Source organism: Paenibacillus sp. Y951 (assembly GCF_056786395.1).
This window is the reverse complement of the sequence record NZ_JBXCIY010000012.1, coordinates 125,459-142,274: the sequence shown is the minus strand read 5'-3', so window position 1 is coordinate 142,274 and position 16,816 is coordinate 125,459. Positions and strand designations below refer to the sequence as shown.

Annotated in this window: 20 protein-coding genes; 19 read left to right on the top strand and 1 reads right to left on the bottom strand. The window is 34.6% G+C overall.

What is annotated here, in order from left to right:
- Positions 1-75 precede the first annotated feature (75 nt).
- Both AC1TPB_RS17245 and AC1TPB_RS17240 read left to right on the top strand, forming a co-directional pair.
- A complete protein-coding gene (locus AC1TPB_RS17245; protein ID WP_482077635.1) occupies positions 76-2,616 on the top strand; it encodes a hypothetical protein in 2,541 nt (846 codons plus the stop codon).
- A gap of 641 nt (positions 2,617-3,257) precedes the next feature.
- Positions 3,258-4,334 carry a BRO-N domain-containing protein gene (locus tag AC1TPB_RS17240; RefSeq protein WP_482077634.1) on the top strand — a complete coding sequence of 359 codons (1,077 nt, stop codon included), beginning with the start codon at positions 3,258-3,260 and terminating at the stop codon, positions 4,332-4,334.
- A gap of 55 nt (positions 4,335-4,389) precedes the next feature.
- On the opposite strand, the gene AC1TPB_RS17235 is transcribed toward AC1TPB_RS17240, so the two are convergent.
- A complete protein-coding gene (locus tag AC1TPB_RS17235) occupies positions 4,390-4,584 on the bottom strand; it encodes a hypothetical protein (RefSeq protein WP_482077633.1) in 195 nt (64 codons plus the stop codon).
- 106 nt (positions 4,585-4,690) lie between these two features.
- On the opposite strand from AC1TPB_RS17235, the gene AC1TPB_RS17230 reads away from it, so the two are divergent.
- The 17 genes from AC1TPB_RS17230 to AC1TPB_RS17150 all read left to right on the top strand — a co-directional run bounded on the left by AC1TPB_RS17230 (position 4,691) and on the right by AC1TPB_RS17150 (position 16,816).
- A complete protein-coding gene (locus AC1TPB_RS17230; RefSeq protein WP_482077632.1) occupies positions 4,691-4,849 on the top strand; it encodes a hypothetical protein in 159 nt (52 codons plus the stop codon).
- 3 nt (positions 4,850-4,852) lie between these two features.
- Positions 4,853-5,125 (top strand): hypothetical protein, encoded by a 273-nt coding sequence (locus AC1TPB_RS17225; protein ID WP_482077631.1) that lies wholly within the window; start codon positions 4,853-4,855, stop codon positions 5,123-5,125.
- A 16-nt stretch (positions 5,126-5,141) separates the two neighbouring features.
- Positions 5,142-5,528, top strand: coding sequence for an HNH endonuclease (locus AC1TPB_RS17220; RefSeq protein WP_482077630.1), 387 nt, complete (start codon positions 5,142-5,144; stop codon positions 5,526-5,528).
- Between the two features lie 162 nt (positions 5,529-5,690).
- A complete protein-coding gene (locus tag AC1TPB_RS17215) occupies positions 5,691-6,161 on the top strand; it encodes a phage terminase small subunit P27 family (protein WP_482077629.1) in 471 nt (156 codons plus the stop codon).
- The gene (locus AC1TPB_RS17210; protein WP_482077628.1) at positions 6,151-7,827 is read left to right on the top strand and encodes a terminase large subunit; all 1,677 of its coding nucleotides are present in this window, start codon (positions 6,151-6,153) and stop codon (positions 7,825-7,827) included. The genes AC1TPB_RS17215 and AC1TPB_RS17210 overlap by 11 nt, the downstream gene beginning before the upstream one ends.
- A gap of 24 nt (positions 7,828-7,851) precedes the next feature.
- The gene (locus tag AC1TPB_RS17205) at positions 7,852-9,087 is read left to right on the top strand and encodes a phage portal protein (RefSeq protein WP_482077627.1); all 1,236 of its coding nucleotides are present in this window, start codon (positions 7,852-7,854) and stop codon (positions 9,085-9,087) included.
- Positions 9,065-9,685, top strand: a complete 621-nt coding sequence (locus AC1TPB_RS17200) for an HK97 family phage prohead protease (protein ID WP_482077626.1) — start codon at positions 9,065-9,067, stop codon at positions 9,683-9,685. The genes AC1TPB_RS17205 and AC1TPB_RS17200 overlap by 23 nt, the downstream gene beginning before the upstream one ends.
- 64 nt (positions 9,686-9,749) lie before the next feature.
- Entirely contained in the window at positions 9,750-10,865 is a 1,116-nt protein-coding gene (locus tag AC1TPB_RS17195) for a phage major capsid protein (protein WP_482077625.1), read from the top strand.
- Positions 10,866-10,927: 62 nt separating this feature from the next.
- Positions 10,928-11,212, top strand: coding sequence for a head-tail connector protein (locus tag AC1TPB_RS17190; RefSeq protein ID WP_482077624.1), 285 nt, complete (start codon positions 10,928-10,930; stop codon positions 11,210-11,212).
- A gap of 10 nt (positions 11,213-11,222) precedes the next feature.
- Positions 11,223-11,558, top strand: coding sequence for a phage head closure protein (locus AC1TPB_RS17185; RefSeq protein ID WP_482077623.1), 336 nt, complete (start codon positions 11,223-11,225; stop codon positions 11,556-11,558).
- Positions 11,558-11,992, top strand: coding sequence for a phage tail terminator family protein (locus AC1TPB_RS17180; protein WP_482077622.1), 435 nt, complete (start codon positions 11,558-11,560; stop codon positions 11,990-11,992). The genes AC1TPB_RS17185 and AC1TPB_RS17180 overlap by 1 nt, the downstream gene beginning before the upstream one ends.
- Positions 11,976-12,410 carry an HK97 gp10 family phage protein gene (locus AC1TPB_RS17175; RefSeq protein WP_482077621.1) on the top strand — a complete coding sequence of 145 codons (435 nt, stop codon included), beginning with the start codon at positions 11,976-11,978 and terminating at the stop codon, positions 12,408-12,410. The genes AC1TPB_RS17180 and AC1TPB_RS17175 overlap by 17 nt, the downstream gene beginning before the upstream one ends.
- A gap of 18 nt (positions 12,411-12,428) precedes the next feature.
- Complete coding sequence (locus AC1TPB_RS17170) at positions 12,429-13,478, top strand: phage tail sheath subtilisin-like domain-containing protein (RefSeq protein WP_482077620.1); 1,050 nt, start codon at positions 12,429-12,431, stop codon at positions 13,476-13,478.
- A gap of 19 nt (positions 13,479-13,497) precedes the next feature.
- Positions 13,498-13,926 (top strand): phage tail tube protein, encoded by a 429-nt coding sequence (locus AC1TPB_RS17165; protein WP_482077619.1) that lies wholly within the window; start codon positions 13,498-13,500, stop codon positions 13,924-13,926.
- Between the two features lie 19 nt (positions 13,927-13,945).
- Positions 13,946-14,338 (top strand): hypothetical protein, encoded by a 393-nt coding sequence (locus tag AC1TPB_RS17160; protein ID WP_482077618.1) that lies wholly within the window; start codon positions 13,946-13,948, stop codon positions 14,336-14,338.
- A gap of 195 nt (positions 14,339-14,533) precedes the next feature.
- A complete protein-coding gene (locus AC1TPB_RS17155) occupies positions 14,534-16,381 on the top strand; it encodes a phage tail tape measure protein (protein WP_482077617.1) in 1,848 nt (615 codons plus the stop codon).
- Between the two features lie 15 nt (positions 16,382-16,396).
- On the top strand, positions 16,397-16,816 hold the full coding sequence (locus AC1TPB_RS17150) for a hypothetical protein (protein WP_482077616.1): 420 nt from the start codon (positions 16,397-16,399) through the stop codon (positions 16,814-16,816).

Genomic DNA, 16,816 nt, shown 5'->3' with positions numbered 1-16,816 from the left:
CACGCAATCTAAGCTCAAATTATACATAACTAATAGTAAAAATAACATCTATATATCATAGGAGGAGTATTTATATTGGATAATAATTTACCATTGAAAAAACTAGAGGAATCAGTGTATATACCATCAATTGAAGCAAGTCATATATATAGTAGCATGTTCAGAGATAAGGAAATTGAACTTGATCATATAGGCATGATACCGAACAGTTTAGAACTTAATAAATTGGTTTCAGTTGGAATGAAAGTAACCAAAGCAAACAAAAAGCGAATCTCTGATGACATATTTAATCTCAAGTTTAAGTATAATGTTCGCTCTGCGGAGGAAATCATCAAAGTTAACAATAAAAAAATAGCCAAACTAACAGATGAACAGGAAGAATACAAGCAGAAGCTTATCGAGTTTAATTCTGTATTAGATAGTAAGATTGGAGACGGAAATTGGTGTGAGGTTAGCAGTGAGGAACTTAGAAAGCATCTATATACTAATGGTTTCACACATAACGGTCATAAATATGTAGTGTATAAGCGCTCTAGTGCTAAATCACGCACAGGACAATGCTTATTTATCAAAAAGAGTTTACATGACGAGATGATTAGCTGGAGCCGAATAGGATTATCATTTGGAGAAGATGAGATTGATTTTGCTAGTTTATTAGCATACGAGAGTCTAGTCGGATCATCGCTAGAGAGTTTAGTTAAGATTAATCCAAAAAATATTCTTATTGTTGATGATAAATACAGCCAATTTCCACATGAAGCTAATGTTATTAGAAAAAATGGTAACGGTTTTCTTGATAGCCACCAAGAGACTACAACGATAAACAATAACCTGTTTGATGGGCAATCTTTACTATCACCTGAGTATTTTCCACAAGGTAAGGCAATGATATTGCTTCGTAATCATATGTTTAAGTCTGCTGCTTTTAACTGTAACATTCAAAAATATCTCATAGATAATTGTCCATTTGATGTGTCATATGACGAATGGCAGATATCTGACATGTTCGGTAATGCTTTGCTTGCATCAGACATTCACATGATTACTACACCAAGCTCACTTAAAGCGCTGAAATATGCTGATATTGTTGGCGGAGAAAAGGAAATGTGGAGTTACTGGAAGAATATTGTTGAAACTGAAGGTTCAATATTTGGAGTGTGTAAGAGCGAAAAGGCTAGTAGACATGATGATAAACAACAGACATCATATCAGATGATCAATTCGTTGCCAGCGAGCCTTGAAGACATAAAGGAATTAGCAGCATATGAGCGTGATGAGTACACTATGAGTCTTAAAAATGATGATGATTTTTTCATTGAATACGTAAGAAAATCAGCTAACAGTATTAATAGTAATATGATGTTCGTTGAGTTATATAAACATAATAAAGAGATTGTACGTACTAAGCAGTTCAGAGATTTTCGCAAAAAAGAGATCAATAAACATGTAACGCATGTCAAGAGTGGCAAGGTTAGACTGCAAGGTGATTATGCAGTTTTGATTGGAAACAGCATGGAAATGCTGGCTCATGCAATAGGTAAAGAAATCAAGTCGCCTTTAATTGGGAATCAAATTTATACGACACTTCATGAGTTTGGTAAGCAGTTAGTCGGCTTTCGTAATCCACATACAAGCCCATCAAATGTAGTGATTTTTGAGAATATACATAATGCTGATATCGAAAAATATTTCAATCTTACATCTAATATCGTTTGTGTGAATGCGATTGATTTCCCTTTGCAAGATATCCTCTCGGGATGTGACTACGATAGTGATAATGTGGCAATATTCGACAATAAATTACTATTGGGATTAGCTAAGAAATGTCAAGAATATCGAGTATGCGTTAATGCAGTAGAGAGCGACAAGAAAAAATATCAGATATCGATGAAGAATATGGCTATTATAGATAATCAACTATCAACTAGTCAAAGAAATATTGGCGAAGTAACCAATCAGGGACAATTATGCTTAAGCACTTACTGGGATTTACTGGACAATGGAAGCACAAGAGATAAATTAAAGGAATTGCTTAAGAAGGTTGATGTCATGACTGTGTTAAGCGGTATCTGCATTGACTTAAGCAAGAAATTATATGATGTAGATATCAAAAAAGAGATTGCTAACGTCAAAAAAATGAAAGAGTTACGTAAAGATAAACCTAATTTTTGGAAATATGTGAGTGAGAGCGATAAGATTAAAACGATGGAATATAATTGCCCAATGGATTACTTGAATGAGTGTATGAGTGGACTACCAGATGCTAACGAAAAAGTTCCATTGACGCTAACTAGCCTGATTAAGAATGGTAATGTTAAAAAAGGTGACAGGAAGCAGATTAAAAAAATCATTGAGTACGCTCGGAATATGCGAGATAAGACTGCTAGTGTTCGCAAAAATGAAAGTATGGATGATGAAGAAGTATATAGAGCAATCGAGAGCATTGAAGATTTTTACACTACTCGCATTGGTAGATTAACGCTCAATCCCGATACGATGTATACATTGTTAATGCAGATTGCAAAGATGAAAACTGATACAAAAATAACACGAAAATTACTTAATTTTATGTATCAAACACAAAAAGAAACATTTGTCAATGCATTTAAAAATTAAAAGTCCACACTTTTTGGAAAATCATCTCTATAAAACACAATGATTTAAAGGGTATTATAGAGATGCTAAAAGTTCCTATATGGAGAGGTAGTTGAGTTAAAGATCGATCATTATTAATCTATGAATAGCTATATTGCTAGAGTAATAGCAGCTATCTCTCAAATATATTAGATTTTTTTCATTTGACACAAACACGAATTTATAATATAATATTTATTTTTTTAATGTCGGTATCGCCAGTTATATGCTGGTTCCCATGTTCATCCTCCGATAAGCGACGAGCAGAAATGTTCGTGCTTTGTATACAATCTCTATAATATAGAGTGAATATAGTTTGACAGAGAGCAAGTGAACCTGTGAGATGATGGTTCCAGTTCGTGACGTGGCGAACAACTAAATATTCATATTCCCATTGTTTTTGGGAAGGGTAGCTCCTTTATTAGCTGACAAGAGAGTAGTCAATGATTACTCTTATTTGTCGTCGTCTGAGTACTGCGGACGTTAATAATACAGTAGATCATCTAATAGTCTATGATGTAGTAGACATCTTTTTAAGACGGGACTAATACAAACGGGATTGCTAATTATTTAGCAGTCCTTTTTTGTGTTGGCTTCATATAAAAAAGGAGAAGATGAAGAAGATGAGTAATGTTCAAAAATTTAGCAACGAAATATTTGAGGTAGCTGCACGAGTAACAAACGAAGGAGTAGAATTCGAAGCAGAATCAGTAGCGAAAAGTTTAGGATGGACACAATCGAAAAAAGGAAAAGAGTATGTAAGATTTGAGACAATTAATAAATATTTATCCACTTTTAATTTTCCCAAGAAAGTTGGGAAAGGTGATTTTATTGCTGAATCATATCTATATTTGCTTATGATGCATTCTAATGCAGAGATAGCTTTAAATATGCAAAAATGGATTGCATTCGATGTGCTTCCAGCTATTCGCAAAAATAAAATATATATTGATCCGTCTGCAACTGATGCTGAAATTGATAATGCTGTTAGATTTGCTACACCACAAAAACGTAGACAAGCATTACTAGATGCTACGATAGATGGAAAAGACAATGTATATAATACATATAATGATATCAAGGATTACATTAGCAAATGGTCAGCTAAAAACAAGTTAACAGCATATAAACATATTGAACGTACACTATTAGATAAGCAAGATACATACGAAAATGATATAGCATTTATACATAAAATTGAACAATTATTAAGACAAGTAGCAAAAGATATTGATAAGATTAGTAATTTTAAAAATGGAGCAGCAAAGAGAGAATTAACAAAGGAAAATAAGAATTTACAGAAACAAATTGAACATCTGAAGCCGAAGCTTGAGGATATGTATACGATTAATATTCATGCGTTTAGCGAGAATTATATGTATGAATACGTAAATTTAGGCGGTAAATCAGCTACTAGAAAGAGCAAAGCGTATTTAGATTGGATTAATTGGTTTCCTTATGATGAGTTGCCTGATATTTTTGAATTAGATATCGACTTTAATAAGCAAGTAGAGTTAATATGTCATTTTGATCATATGGAAAAGTTTGACTGTATCAATCTTGACAAGAGTTTTGCTGATACATTAGCGTATCATTATAATTTCAATGACAAAGTGATAGTTAGCAGTACACAAGAGACAAATAGATACGTTGATGGTTATAAAGATGGCAAGATTTATTTCATTTTGCGAAATGTATAAATTGAAGAGTTAAGTGTAGAGATGTGCGAAGATGAAGGTATACATAAGACATTATTTAAGCACGAACAAATATGCAGCTAGACTTAAAGTAGTGACTACCATTGTTTGCAGTGACTTTAATATCATCATGCGAAACTATTTTAATATCAGCATCAATCAAATAATCATTCTGATAGACGTTTACAAGCTGTGAGAATACACGCATTCTTTCGAAATCTGCATGTGTGATAAGAGTTTTATTTTTAGACATAGTTAGACTCCTTATCATGTTTTACGTAATTATACTACATAATTTTACATCAGTCATCCGTATTAATTGGGTGACTTTTTTGTTTTTATTTCAAGGAGGAATATTGATGAAGTATCTATTCAGTAGACTACATTCGCCAGTTGAGATGCTGTGCATAAGCTGTGCAGCAATCTTATATAGTCAGGGGCAATGGATGATAGCAGCAGTAATGCTTATGTTTAGTGCTATTACTGCGATAGTAGTATATAAAAAAAGGAGAAGATGAATAATGCGTAATCATAATAATATTGATCTAAAGTTGGAATACATGAAGGTGCTTAATGAGATGTATAAAATTAAACCAAATCAAGAGCAATTGTATTTGAGAATGATTAAAGTGATTAATTCAATTGAGAATGATCTAGGCTTGAATGATGTTGTTTACACAAAAAACTTTGCTAACGTAACAATTGATCTACGTGATAAAACACTCGATGAAGCGATACTGGAAGTAAGGGATAAACTCAAAACATCAGTTGTTGGTGTGGGTACAAGTGTTTAAGAGTTGTCAGCATTGTATGAGAATACATGATATCAAGTTTGTATGTTCTAGCAAGCCAAAGAGAGATACTAGAGACTATGACAATAGTACTGAGCAACGTAAAGCAATGAGATTGTTTAGAAATGGTAAGATGTGGAAAAGTAAAAGAGAAGAGATTCAAGATAGAGACATGAGACTGTGTCAAGTATGTATAAGGGAATTGTATGGGACAAGAGACAAGTATGTATATGAAGGTACTAGTGTTCATCATATCATTAGTTTGGTTGATGACTGGGGTAAACGATTAGATAACGATAATCTCGTCACTCTTTGCTCAATGCATCATTCAGACGCAGAGAGAAGCTATATACCAGTCGATGAGTTGATTGAGATAGTAAATGAGCAGGAAGAGAGAAAAGTGTGATTCCCTTTGATGCTTTAGTGTGGTGAAGTTAAATAGTACCCCCACCAAAAAAAAATGTGATTTTTTAACATTATCAGACACGACACGCCCCCAATCATTTACACAAAATCTGTAAAATGAAACTTTAACATCAGGTACTAAATAGAAAGGAAGGTGAGGTGTATGGCAAGACCAACAAAATCAGCAAAAGTATTGACTGAATGTTCACAAACGAAAGCTGAAATTGCGGAACGAATAGCAAATGAAAATAAGCTTCGAGGCAGTGACAATAAAATAAGACCGCCTACATATTTGAGCACAAAGCAGAAAAAGATATTTAGATATATTGTTAACCAACTAAAAGCGAGTGGAATATTAGGTAACTTAGATATTTACATTTTGTCAACTTGTGCAATTGCGATTGATCGCTTGCAAGAAATCGAAACCTTGATTAATGATGATATTGAAAACTTAAAGGATAAAAGTTTACTATCTGCCAAAGACAAATATACGAAAGACTTGTATCGTTGCAATTCGGAACTTTCATTATCACCAGCGAGTAGAGCTAAGCTAGGTAACATTAATCTCCAAACGAAGAAAGATGAAGCCGATCCGCTCCTTCAGGCATTAAAAGGTGGAGGTAATGGTGATTAATCATAAAAGCTATCAATATGCAAAAGGTGTTATTGAGGGAACTATAGTAGCTCCTAAATATGTAATATTACAATGTAAAGAGTTCATCAATATAGCAAATGGTCATGACGACAAATACATAATCGACAGTAATAAAATCAACATGATTGACAGCTTGTTAAAATTAATGAATATGGCAAAAGGCTTGAATGCTGGCAGCACAGTTTATGACTGTATTGCTGGATTCCAAGCTTTTTTTATTGTCGCAATACTATGTACGGTACATAAAGATAATACAAGCAAACGTAGATATGAGACTGCAATTTTGGAGATTTGCAGAAAGAATGGTAAAACTTGGATTATTAATATTATGTTTATATTATTATTTTTGCTTGAACCTAAGTTTAGTAAATTTTATTCTGTCGCTCCTGATGGCTCACTTAGCCGTGAAGTCAAAGAAGCAATTAAGGAAACAATCAGTGTTAGTCCAGCCTTGACTAGTAAGTTTAAAATTAGACGTGATGACATTGAATGTCTCATTAATAACAATAAATTTATCCCTCTAAACTATAGCACAAGTAGGATGGATGGAAAATTGGCATCAGTATTCCTAGTTGACGAAACGGGCGCTTTAAATAGCCACTATCCTATTGAAGCTATGCGGAGCGGGCAATTAACAGTGCTTAATAAGTTAGGCTGTATAATCTCAACAAAGTATCCTACATTTGATAATCCATTTGAGGATGAAGTGGCATATGCCAAAAAGGTATTAGATGGAACAGTAGTTGATGATAAAGTATTTGCTTTGCTATATGAGCCAGACAATACAAAGGATTGGATGACAGACGATAACATTTTGTTACAAGCTAATCCTCTAGTGGTAGATGTTCCTGAAATCATGGAAGACTTACTAAGTAAACGACAAGTAGCTATAGAAGTACCAAGTAGACGGCAGAATTTTATAACGAAGCATTGTAATATCATATATCAAGGAATTGGTACAGAGTCTTATATTGATGTAACTCAATTAAAGAAATGCAAAGTAAATAAGATTGATTGGACAGGTCGTAATGTCTATGTTTCATTGGATTTAGCTCAAACGACTGATAATGCTTCTTATTCGATGGCAGCTTTGGATGAGAAGACTGGCAATATACTAGCTGATAGTTATGCATTTATCCCTGCTGATCGCATTGAAGAGAAGATTAAATCAGAGAAAGAGGATTATCATGCTCATGTTAAAAGTGGGAAGTGCTTTGCAACTGGTGACTTAACCATATCATATTTGTTCATTGAGGAGATGATTATGCAAATCGAAGAGAAGCATAAGGTTAATGTAGTTAAAGTCGGATACGACCGCTACAACTGTTTATCGTCTGCACAGAAACTAGAAGCCGCAGGATATGATTGTGTAGAAATTAGACAGCATTCTGACACGCTTCACGCTCCGACCAAATTACTGCAAGAATACATTCTATCTCAGAAGTTTGAATATGAGGAGAATAAGCTTCTTGAAGTCAACTTTCAAAACGCAAAAGTTACAGAAGATACAACATTACGTAAATACATATCAAAGAAGAAGAGTAACGGTAAAGTTGATATGGTTGTGAGTCTTATTATGGCTGTCTACCTATTGCAAATTGATGAGATGCTAGATGTAGATGACTTTGTAGTTCAAGTAGGATAGTTAAGAGGGAGGTGAAAATTATTAATGGGATTGATACAAAAATACAAAAGTTGGCGCACATATGAACAGAGAGCAAAGACATTAGAAGAGGTGTTACTTGAAGCTTCTGTTGGTGTAGATAATATTACAATTGAGCAAGCTATGCAAATACCCACATTAGCAGCTAGTGTTGAGTTAATCTCTAATACGATTGCTATGCTACCAATTAATCTTTATCAAGAGCAAGATGGCAAAGTTAGCATTGTTAATGATGATGTTATAGTTAGCTTATTAAATGACGACACAAAAGATACATTGGATAGTTTCCAATTTAAAAAAGCAATCATCAAAGATTATCTGTTAGCTGGAGCAGGATATGCTTATATCAACAAGGAACGTAATGCGATTAAAAGCTTACATTATGTTGATGAATCAGTAGTTAGCATTAATAAAAACTCTAATCCAATCTTTAAAGACTACAGCATACTTGTGAATGGTCAAACATATAGACCATTTGACTTTATTAAGCTAATTCGTAATACAAAAGACGGTGCAACTGGAACTGGTATTGTTGATGATAATAATAACATGTTAACAGTTGCTTATCTAATGCTTAAGTATGAAAAGTTATTGATGAAAACTGGTGGTAATAAGAAAGGTTTCATTAAGGCGCAGAAGAAATTAACTGAAGAGGCAATGACAGCATTAAAAACAGCTTGGAATAATCTATATAAAGATAACACTGACAATGTAATCGTACTAAACGAAGGGTTAGATTTTAAAGAGGCCTCATCTACTAGTGTAGAGTTGCAATTGAATGAAAATAAACAAACAAATGCTAGTGAGATAACTAAACTATTCGGCATTCCTTCAAACCTATGGGATAGTGGTTCGAGCGTATTATATGTAGCCTTTATTAAGATTTGCATACTACCTATTATTAAAGCATTCGAGACATCATTAAACAGAGATATGCTGCTAGAAGTTGAGAAGAAAAAGCGTTACTTTGCCTTTGATACTAAAGATTTAATGAAGGGTGACATGGTAGAGAGATTCAAAGCTTATGAGATAGCTATTAAGAATGGATTTATGCAGTGGGATGAGATCAGATATTTAGAGGACTATGAACCGTACAATCTTGATTTTATTAAGTTAGGTTTGCAAGATGTGCTCTTTAATCCTAAAACTAAAGAAATCTATACTCCAAATACCGACAAAACTTCTACTGTAGGTAGGTCGAGTAAAGGAGGTGATGAAGATGAAAGTGGAAATCAGGAATGAATCAGTACATATCGAAGGCTACGTAAATGTTGTGTCACGTGACAGTCGTATATTACCATCACCAAAAGGCAAATTTATAGAACAAGTTAAAGCTAAGACGTTCCAACGTGCTTTAGAAGCAACTGATAATGTTGATCTACTATTTAATCATAACAATAATAGGAAACTGGGTAGCACAAAGGATGGTAACCTACAATTATGGGAAGATGATATTGGCTTACGAGCAGTAGCAATAATCAATGATCCTGAGGTTATGGAACAAGCTAAAAACAAGAAATTAACAGGCTGGTCATTTGCTTTTCAAACTATAAAAGATAGCTGGGAAGATGGTAAAGATGGCATGCAGAGACGATATTTAGAAGAAATTACACTACCAGAAGTCAGTATATTGACTAGTACTCCTGCTTATATCGCTACATCAATTGAGATGAGAGATGACTTACATACGATTACCGAGTATAGAAATACTGACGCTGTAGAGTTTATTGATGCAGTCGAAGACATAGAAATTAAAGAAGAAATTAGAACAGAACCGATTGATTATAGCGTAACTGATTTAGATTTATACATATTAAAACACAAACATTCTAGTCGCTAATTGAGCGGCTTATTTTATTTTAAAAATACTATTGCCCATGATGGCACGAAAAGGGGATTTATAAATGAAAGCATTAATCGAAAAACGTAACACACTGATTGAAGAAATGGAAGGTTTAGTTGGCAAAGCGAAGGCTGAAACTCGTGCATTTACAGAAGATGAGACTACTCGTATTGAAGCAGTAAAAACAGAAATTGCAGGTATTGATAATACACTTAAATTAGAGGAAGAGGTTAGATCAATGGATAAAAAAGTAGAAGTAAAAGGTAATCAAGAAACAGAACAACGTGCATTAGATGAACAGAATTTCTTGGGATTTGTACGTGGTGAGAAACGTGCATTAAGTCAATCAACTAGCGGTGGAATCGTACCAAAAACAATTGCAGCACAAATCATCGAGAAAGTTAAAGAATTATCACCAATTTATAGCTTGGCTACAGTTTATAATGTTAAGGGCCAACTAGTATTCCCTGTATACGATGAGACAACTTCTAGCATCGGCGCAGCTTATCAAGGTGCTGAATTTACAGAGTTAACTGAAGGCACAGGCAAATTTACAACTGTAGAACTTAACGATTATGTAGTTGGCGTGTTAGCAAAAGTATCTAAGTCACTACTTAACAACACTGATGTTGATTTGCTTTCTTTCATCGTAAATAAAGTAGCACAAGCTATTGCTGACTTCCTAGAAAAAGAGCTTATCAATGGTACTACTAACAAAATGTCTGGTATTGCTTCAACTACTAATACTGTTACTACAGCAGTTACAGTAAAAATTGATGCTGACGATTTGATTGATCTACAAATGGCTGTTCCAGAAGTATATCAAGCAAACGCTGTGTGGATTATGAACAAAGCTACATTGAAATCGCTTCGTAAACTTAAAGATTCAGACGGTCAATATATCCTAAACAAAGATATCACAAATGGATTCGGCTGGTCTATTTTTGGTAAGCCTGTTCACGTTTCATCTTCTGTTGCCGTATCTACAACTATCGGTAATAAAGCTGTTTTCTATGGTGATATGTCTGGTATCGTTGTTAAACTAAGCAAAGATGTAGAGGTAAACGTATTGGTTGAGAAGTATTCAAATGAATATGCAATTGGTGTTAATGCATTCATTCAAGCTGATAGTAAAGTGGTAGATAATCAAAAGATTGCTGCACTAATTGTAAAGTAAGTTGATATGTAGCGGTGTAGGCTTAATTGACTATGCCGCTTTCCTTTTTAAGGGGTGTAAATATGAAAGTAAGTGAAGTTACTAAACAATTTTTAAAAGATTACGCACATATTGACTGGGATCATGATGACAACTTTATTGACGCTATTTTGTTTGGTGGTAAAGCATTTGTTGCAAGCTATACGGGATTATCATATGACGATATCAATAGCAAAGATGACATTGCTATTGCTTATTTAGTTATATGTAATGATATGTACACTCAAAGACAATATGCAGTAGACAAAGACAAGCTCAATCCAGTTGCTGATTTAATACTCAATATGCATGCTGTAAATCTATTGTAGGTGATAAAAAATGGAAGTCGAAGCGGGTAAATTAAGACATAGAGTTGAGGTATATAAGAAAGTAAAGACTATAAATGCACAAGGTAAGACAGTCTACGTTGATGAGTTTATGAAGTATATGAGATGTGAGTTAATACCTCAAACGGGTAATATGATACGCTCACAAGCTGAAACAATGCTTACACAATGTACACATAAAGCAATATGCCGTTATCAATCAGGCAAAGAGATTACAAAGGATATGCATCTAGTTTACAGAGGTCATAGATTCGATATCATCTATATACTTAATCCATATTTTTCTAATGAGAGTCTAGAGATTTTTTGCAAGGAAGTGACGACATAATGATTACTCCATTAAAAATAGATGCATTGATATCTACTGTGCTTAGTAATACATTTCCTGATATAGAAGTAATTTCGACAGACGTTGAAGAAGGATTTGTTAGACCATCATTTAAGGTCGTGCTAGAAGATATTAGGTTTAATGAGCGACAAAATTACACTGAAAATCAAATGAGCATTAGGATATATTACTTTCCTACAAGTCTGTATGACTACTCGACTGAGATTCTAGAAAAACAACATGAATTAAGACAATTATTTAATTATACTTTATCAATTGATGACACGACAATTCTTATACATGAAGCTACTACTGATGTTACGGACAAAGTATTATGGTTTGAATTTGATATAACATATCTAGATGAGAGTAATAGACAACAACCTGTATATGAAGACTTAGAGGAGTTAGTGTTAGATGACGAAATTATTTAGCATCGAAACAACTGGATTAGATGAGTTTCAGCGCAACATAGAAATGCTAATTAAGACATTTCCCAATGAGTCCAAGAAGTTGCTGAGAACAATGGGAAATAAAGCAAAGCAAATTACAGCACGTAAAGCTAAAAGTATAGTTGGCAAAGAAACAGGTAACTATTATAAGTCTATTAAGCGAGGCAAGCTATTTCTCGATCCTGTTACTGGACAATGGTCAGTAAGGGTATATACGAGTAGTAAGATAGCCCCTCATGCACATTTAGTTGAGAATGGAAGACGTATACTAGATGCAAGTGGTAATGAAACAGGATTTGTTGAAGGTAAGAGAGTATTTCCTAAAACTAGAGCAGATATAGAAGCAGAATGGTATGACATGTTAGACAAAGAGTTATATAAATTATTACAAAAAATATAGAAAGAAAAGGTGATATAAATGGGGTTACCCTCAATAGAAATCGAGTTTAATAGCAAGGCTGTATCGGCTGTTATTAGAAGTCAAAGAGGTATTGTTGCTCTTATTATTAGAGATGATACTAAGACTGATACAGTATATGAGTATAAAACAATCACAGATATTGTAACAGAAGATTGGACAGCAGATAACCTTGATTTGATTAAGAAAACAATACTATCAGCTCCATACAAAGTGATTGTGGTTAGAGGTAAGGCTGATGATACAGATTACTCAGCACAGCTAACTGTATTAGCGTCTAAGCGTTTCAATTGGCTTGCAGTGCCTAGTATTGCTAGTGCCGATACAGCAGATATTACAACATGGATTAAGTCACAACGAAACAACAAGAAAACATTTAAGGCTGTATTGCCAAATAGCACAGCTAATGATGAGGGTATTGTTAACTTTGCCACAGAAGGAATTGTGACAGCAGATAAGACATATACAGCATCAGATTATACGGGACGTATTGCTGGGTTGTTAGCTGCTTTACCATTGACACGTTCGGCGACTTATCTAGTATTAGATGAGGTGATTGATATCACAGAGTCAATTGATGCTGATGCTGATATTGATGATGGTAAACTGATCCTTATCAAAGATGATGAGCAAGTTAAGGTTGGTAGAGGTATCAATAGCTTTACAACTGTAGCTGCTCCGAAATCAGAAGACTGGAAATCAATCGAGGTAGTAGAAGGATTAGATTTGATTCAAGATGATCTAAGAAGCACATTCAATAAGCAAATTGGAACATTTAAGAACTCATATGATAATCAAGTGTTGTTGCTAACATCGGCTAATGCTTATTTGTCGTCACTTGAGAATACCGTACTTGATGCTCAACATGACAATAGATTTGATATTGATATTGAGCAGCAACGTTTAGCATGGGAATATATCGGTACAGATGTAAGTGATCTAACTGACCAACAAATTAAAGATAAGCCGTTTAAGAAGCAGATGTTTGTTAAAGGTAATCTTAAATTCCTTCAATCGTTTGAAGATATTAGTTTTGTGATTTCAATTTAAATAAGGGGATGAATATACAATGGTAGCACCAAATATTAATAAAACATTCACAGGCACAGAGGGTAAGTTGTGGATTGGTGGAGATGAACTGGCAGAAATTGACCAATTTTCAATGGATGTGACAATGAACTTTGAAGAGATAAATTTTGTCGGACATTATGGTACATTTCAGCGTGAAATTGGATGGGCAGGTGAAGGCTCATTAACCATGAAAAAGATGAACAGTCGAGCACTTAAACTATTTGCAGAGAGCGTAAAACGAGGAATAGCACCTAGATTAACAGTTGTTGGATTGGTTAAAAACGGTTTAGGAGAATCACAACGCGTTACAGCAAAGGACTGTACGTTTGACAAGTTTTCACTAATCCAGTTTGAAAATAAAGCAATCACGAATGAAGAATTAAGCTTTAAATTCAGTGACTATGACGTAATTGATTTAGTAGATTAAAAAAGGGGATTACATATAAATGGCTAAAACTATTGAAGAATTATTGTTACAAAAAGCAGGAAATAAAGCGAAGAAGAAGCTTAAAACACAGAAACTTCACATTAAATCTATTGATAGTGTTATCACTATCCAAGAACCTGATAAAGCACTCATATTTGAGATTGCTAAGCTAGTTGCAAATGACAATGCAGATGATGCAAATGCAAAGATTGTCTATGAATGTGTAGTACAACCAAATTTGAAAGAATTATTGATTGATCGTTCTGTTTTTCCAGAGCCTCTTGAGGCGGTCAAGAAAATGTTTGAAGATGATAACGAACTTGAATCAATCGCTGAATATGCTGGGAAACTAGGCGGTATGTTTGGTACTAATGATAGCGTGAGAATTGTGGATGTCGAAATAAAAAACTAATAAATGATGATGGAGAAGCCTTATTCTATCATTATTTTTTACAAAAAGGCTTTAAACTTGACTATTTGCTTAACGTTGATTTTTATACAAAGCGATTTATGGCACAATCAATGATTCTGCAAATGGAACAAGAGGCGAAGGCGTGGGGGAGCAAATAGCTTCCCTTTTTTTGTTGTGTGGAGGTGAATAAATGAAATGAGCAAAGGAATAGAGCATCGAATAGGTTTAAAAGATCAGTTTACAACTGGATTAGCAAAGATCAATAAGAGTACTTTACAGTATAAAACTAGCCTTAAAGACTTAGAGAAAACATCTAATAAAACATGGTCAGCTCTCAAAACAGGAATAGGCATGGTTGGGCTTGCAATGGCAGGCTTATCATTCGCAACACTGGGAACAAACGTTTTGAAACTAGCATCTGATGCTGAAGAAATGCAAGCGAAGTTTAATGTAGTATTTGGTGCGATGGGTAAAGATGCCGAAGATTGGGCGAAAACATATCGTGACGTTGTAGGTGGATCAAGGAATGAAATCAAGTCATTATTAGCTGACTCACAAGATATGCTTACTGGATTTGGAGCGACAACAGCACAAGGATTTGAGTTATCTAAACAGATTCAAACATTGGGAACAGATTTAGCTTCATTTGGTAACTTACAAGGTGGAGCTGCTGAAGGTGTAGATCGAGTAAGGAAGGGACTTCTCGGGGAAACAGAAAATCTTAAAGCAATGGGTATTGTCATCAACGAAACCATATTAGCGCAAAAACTAGCTAGTGAAGGTGATAAGCGAAAGTTCAAAGATTTAACTGAATTGGAAAAGGTACAGTTACGCTACAGAATCGCAGTAGATCAATCCAAAAATGCTATAGGTACAGCGGAAAGAGAATCAAGTGGATTTGCATCTCAACTATTGAATCTAAAAGGGGTATTGGCTGATTCAGGCGCTGAGATAGGCGCTAAGCTATTACCAACTGTGAATGAAGTGTTGCCTAAATTAGCTAATGCTGTAACTGGAGCTACCAATGCCGCATTGGGATTATACACGATTGTAACAGAAAATTGGTCTATGATATCTCCTATTGTCTACGGTGTTATTGGTGGAATAACTGCTTACACAGTAGCAGTAACAGCCGCTAATGTTATCACCATTGCTAAGACAGCAAGTATAAAACTACTAGCAACATGGACTACATTTTACGGAAATGCTTCAGCAGCAAGTGGAGGAAAAGTTGGCTTATTAACACTAGCTCAACGAGGACTGAATGCTGCAATGAAGGCTAACCCGATTGGTTTTGTTATTACTTTGCTAAGCTTACTAGTCACAGCTGGCATGTACGTTATCAATAATTGGGAACAAGTAAAGTTAATGGGTATGAATACATGGAACGCAATTGTAGGAGCTACGCAATGGGCAGTAAATATGTTTATCACTTACGCTAACTTTATGTTAAAAGTTTACAAATTTGCATGGGATAGCATTGAGTTTGCAGGAAAGAGCATATGGAATGGCATATTAAAAGCTGGTGAAGCTGGGGTAAACGGATTTATTGGTTTGGTTAATGGTTTGGTCGATAATGCGCTAAGCGGTATAAATCTGCTAATCAAAGGTGCTAATGCAGTATCCAATGCCTTAGGATTTGGCGATGCAGTCAAAGAGTTATCATTTAGTGGTTTAGGAAAAGTAGACTTTAGCGGCGCTATGGCTGATGTTGAAAAGCCCAAATGGGATAGTGAATTAAATTTAATTCCAAAAGTAGATATGAACGGTGCTAAGTTTAGCGATGACGCAATTGTGAAACAAGCTAACAAAGCTCAAGCCGAGAAAGACAAGAAAAAGACAGCCGAAGAAGTCAAGCAAGATGAGTTAATCGATGCTTTGAATAGCAATACAGAGGCTAATACTGTGTTAACTGATGCTACTAAAGGTAATACCTCAGCAACAAAGGCCAATACGAAAGCAGCCTTGAAAGATAACACTTCAACTAGTATTGCTGATTCGTTAGTGTCTAGAATTCAGCGTGGAATTTGGGGAACCGCATAGAGAGGAGATGTCAAATTGATCGAAACTTTTATATCCATAAATAATAACGAAGAAGTATTACAACTTCCAGTACCACTCGAAGAGTATTCAGTCTCGTCACCATTCGCTAATCAAAAAGTAAATGGACTTAAGCAAAATCTTAATATGATAGGCTTACGAGATTTAAAAACAATCGATTTTTCATCCTTCTTCCCTGTGCGAGACTACCCATTTTTACAAAAACGCAACATATGGGGCATGGAATATGTAGATACTATCGAGCGTTGGAGAGACAGACGGATACCCGTTAGATTAATCATTGTTGATAATAAAAAAAAGAAAACTATTAACATGGCGGTTACTATTGATAACTTTGAATGGGATGTTAGACAAGATGGAAATATTAATTATTCCATGAGTTTTACTGAGTTTCCATTTGTAGATTTGAGGCGATGA

What these genes read in the sequence shown, in the direction of transcription:
- AC1TPB_RS17240 (WP_482077634.1), top strand. Translation starts at nt 3,258, where the DNA reads ATGAGTAATGTTCAAAAATTTAGCAACGAAATATTTGAGGTAGCTGCA.
- AC1TPB_RS17235 (WP_482077633.1), bottom strand. Translation starts at nt 4,584, where the DNA reads ATGTCTAAAAATAAAACTCTTATCACACATGCAGATTTCGAAAGAATG.
- AC1TPB_RS17230 (WP_482077632.1), top strand. Translation starts at nt 4,691, where the DNA reads ATGAAGTATCTATTCAGTAGACTACATTCGCCAGTTGAGATGCTGTGC.
- AC1TPB_RS17225 (WP_482077631.1), top strand. Translation starts at nt 4,853, where the DNA reads ATGCGTAATCATAATAATATTGATCTAAAGTTGGAATACATGAAGGTG.
- AC1TPB_RS17220 (WP_482077630.1), top strand. Translation starts at nt 5,142, where the DNA reads ATGAGAATACATGATATCAAGTTTGTATGTTCTAGCAAGCCAAAGAGA.
- AC1TPB_RS17215 (WP_482077629.1), top strand. Translation starts at nt 5,691, where the DNA reads ATGGCAAGACCAACAAAATCAGCAAAAGTATTGACTGAATGTTCACAA.
- AC1TPB_RS17210 (WP_482077628.1), top strand. Translation starts at nt 6,151, where the DNA reads ATGGTGATTAATCATAAAAGCTATCAATATGCAAAAGGTGTTATTGAG.
- AC1TPB_RS17205 (WP_482077627.1), top strand. Translation starts at nt 7,852, where the DNA reads ATGGGATTGATACAAAAATACAAAAGTTGGCGCACATATGAACAGAGA.
- AC1TPB_RS17200 (WP_482077626.1), top strand. Translation starts at nt 9,065, where the DNA reads ATGAAAGTGGAAATCAGGAATGAATCAGTACATATCGAAGGCTACGTA.
- AC1TPB_RS17195 (WP_482077625.1), top strand. Translation starts at nt 9,750, where the DNA reads ATGAAAGCATTAATCGAAAAACGTAACACACTGATTGAAGAAATGGAA.
- AC1TPB_RS17190 (WP_482077624.1), top strand. Translation starts at nt 10,928, where the DNA reads ATGAAAGTAAGTGAAGTTACTAAACAATTTTTAAAAGATTACGCACAT.
- AC1TPB_RS17185 (WP_482077623.1), top strand. Translation starts at nt 11,223, where the DNA reads ATGGAAGTCGAAGCGGGTAAATTAAGACATAGAGTTGAGGTATATAAG.
- AC1TPB_RS17180 (WP_482077622.1), top strand. Translation starts at nt 11,558, where the DNA reads ATGATTACTCCATTAAAAATAGATGCATTGATATCTACTGTGCTTAGT.
- AC1TPB_RS17175 (WP_482077621.1), top strand. Translation starts at nt 11,976, where the DNA reads ATGACGAAATTATTTAGCATCGAAACAACTGGATTAGATGAGTTTCAG.
- AC1TPB_RS17170 (WP_482077620.1), top strand. Translation starts at nt 12,429, where the DNA reads ATGGGGTTACCCTCAATAGAAATCGAGTTTAATAGCAAGGCTGTATCG.
- AC1TPB_RS17165 (WP_482077619.1), top strand. Translation starts at nt 13,498, where the DNA reads ATGGTAGCACCAAATATTAATAAAACATTCACAGGCACAGAGGGTAAG.
- AC1TPB_RS17160 (WP_482077618.1), top strand. Translation starts at nt 13,946, where the DNA reads ATGGCTAAAACTATTGAAGAATTATTGTTACAAAAAGCAGGAAATAAA.
- AC1TPB_RS17155 (WP_482077617.1), top strand. Translation starts at nt 14,534, where the DNA reads ATGAGCAAAGGAATAGAGCATCGAATAGGTTTAAAAGATCAGTTTACA.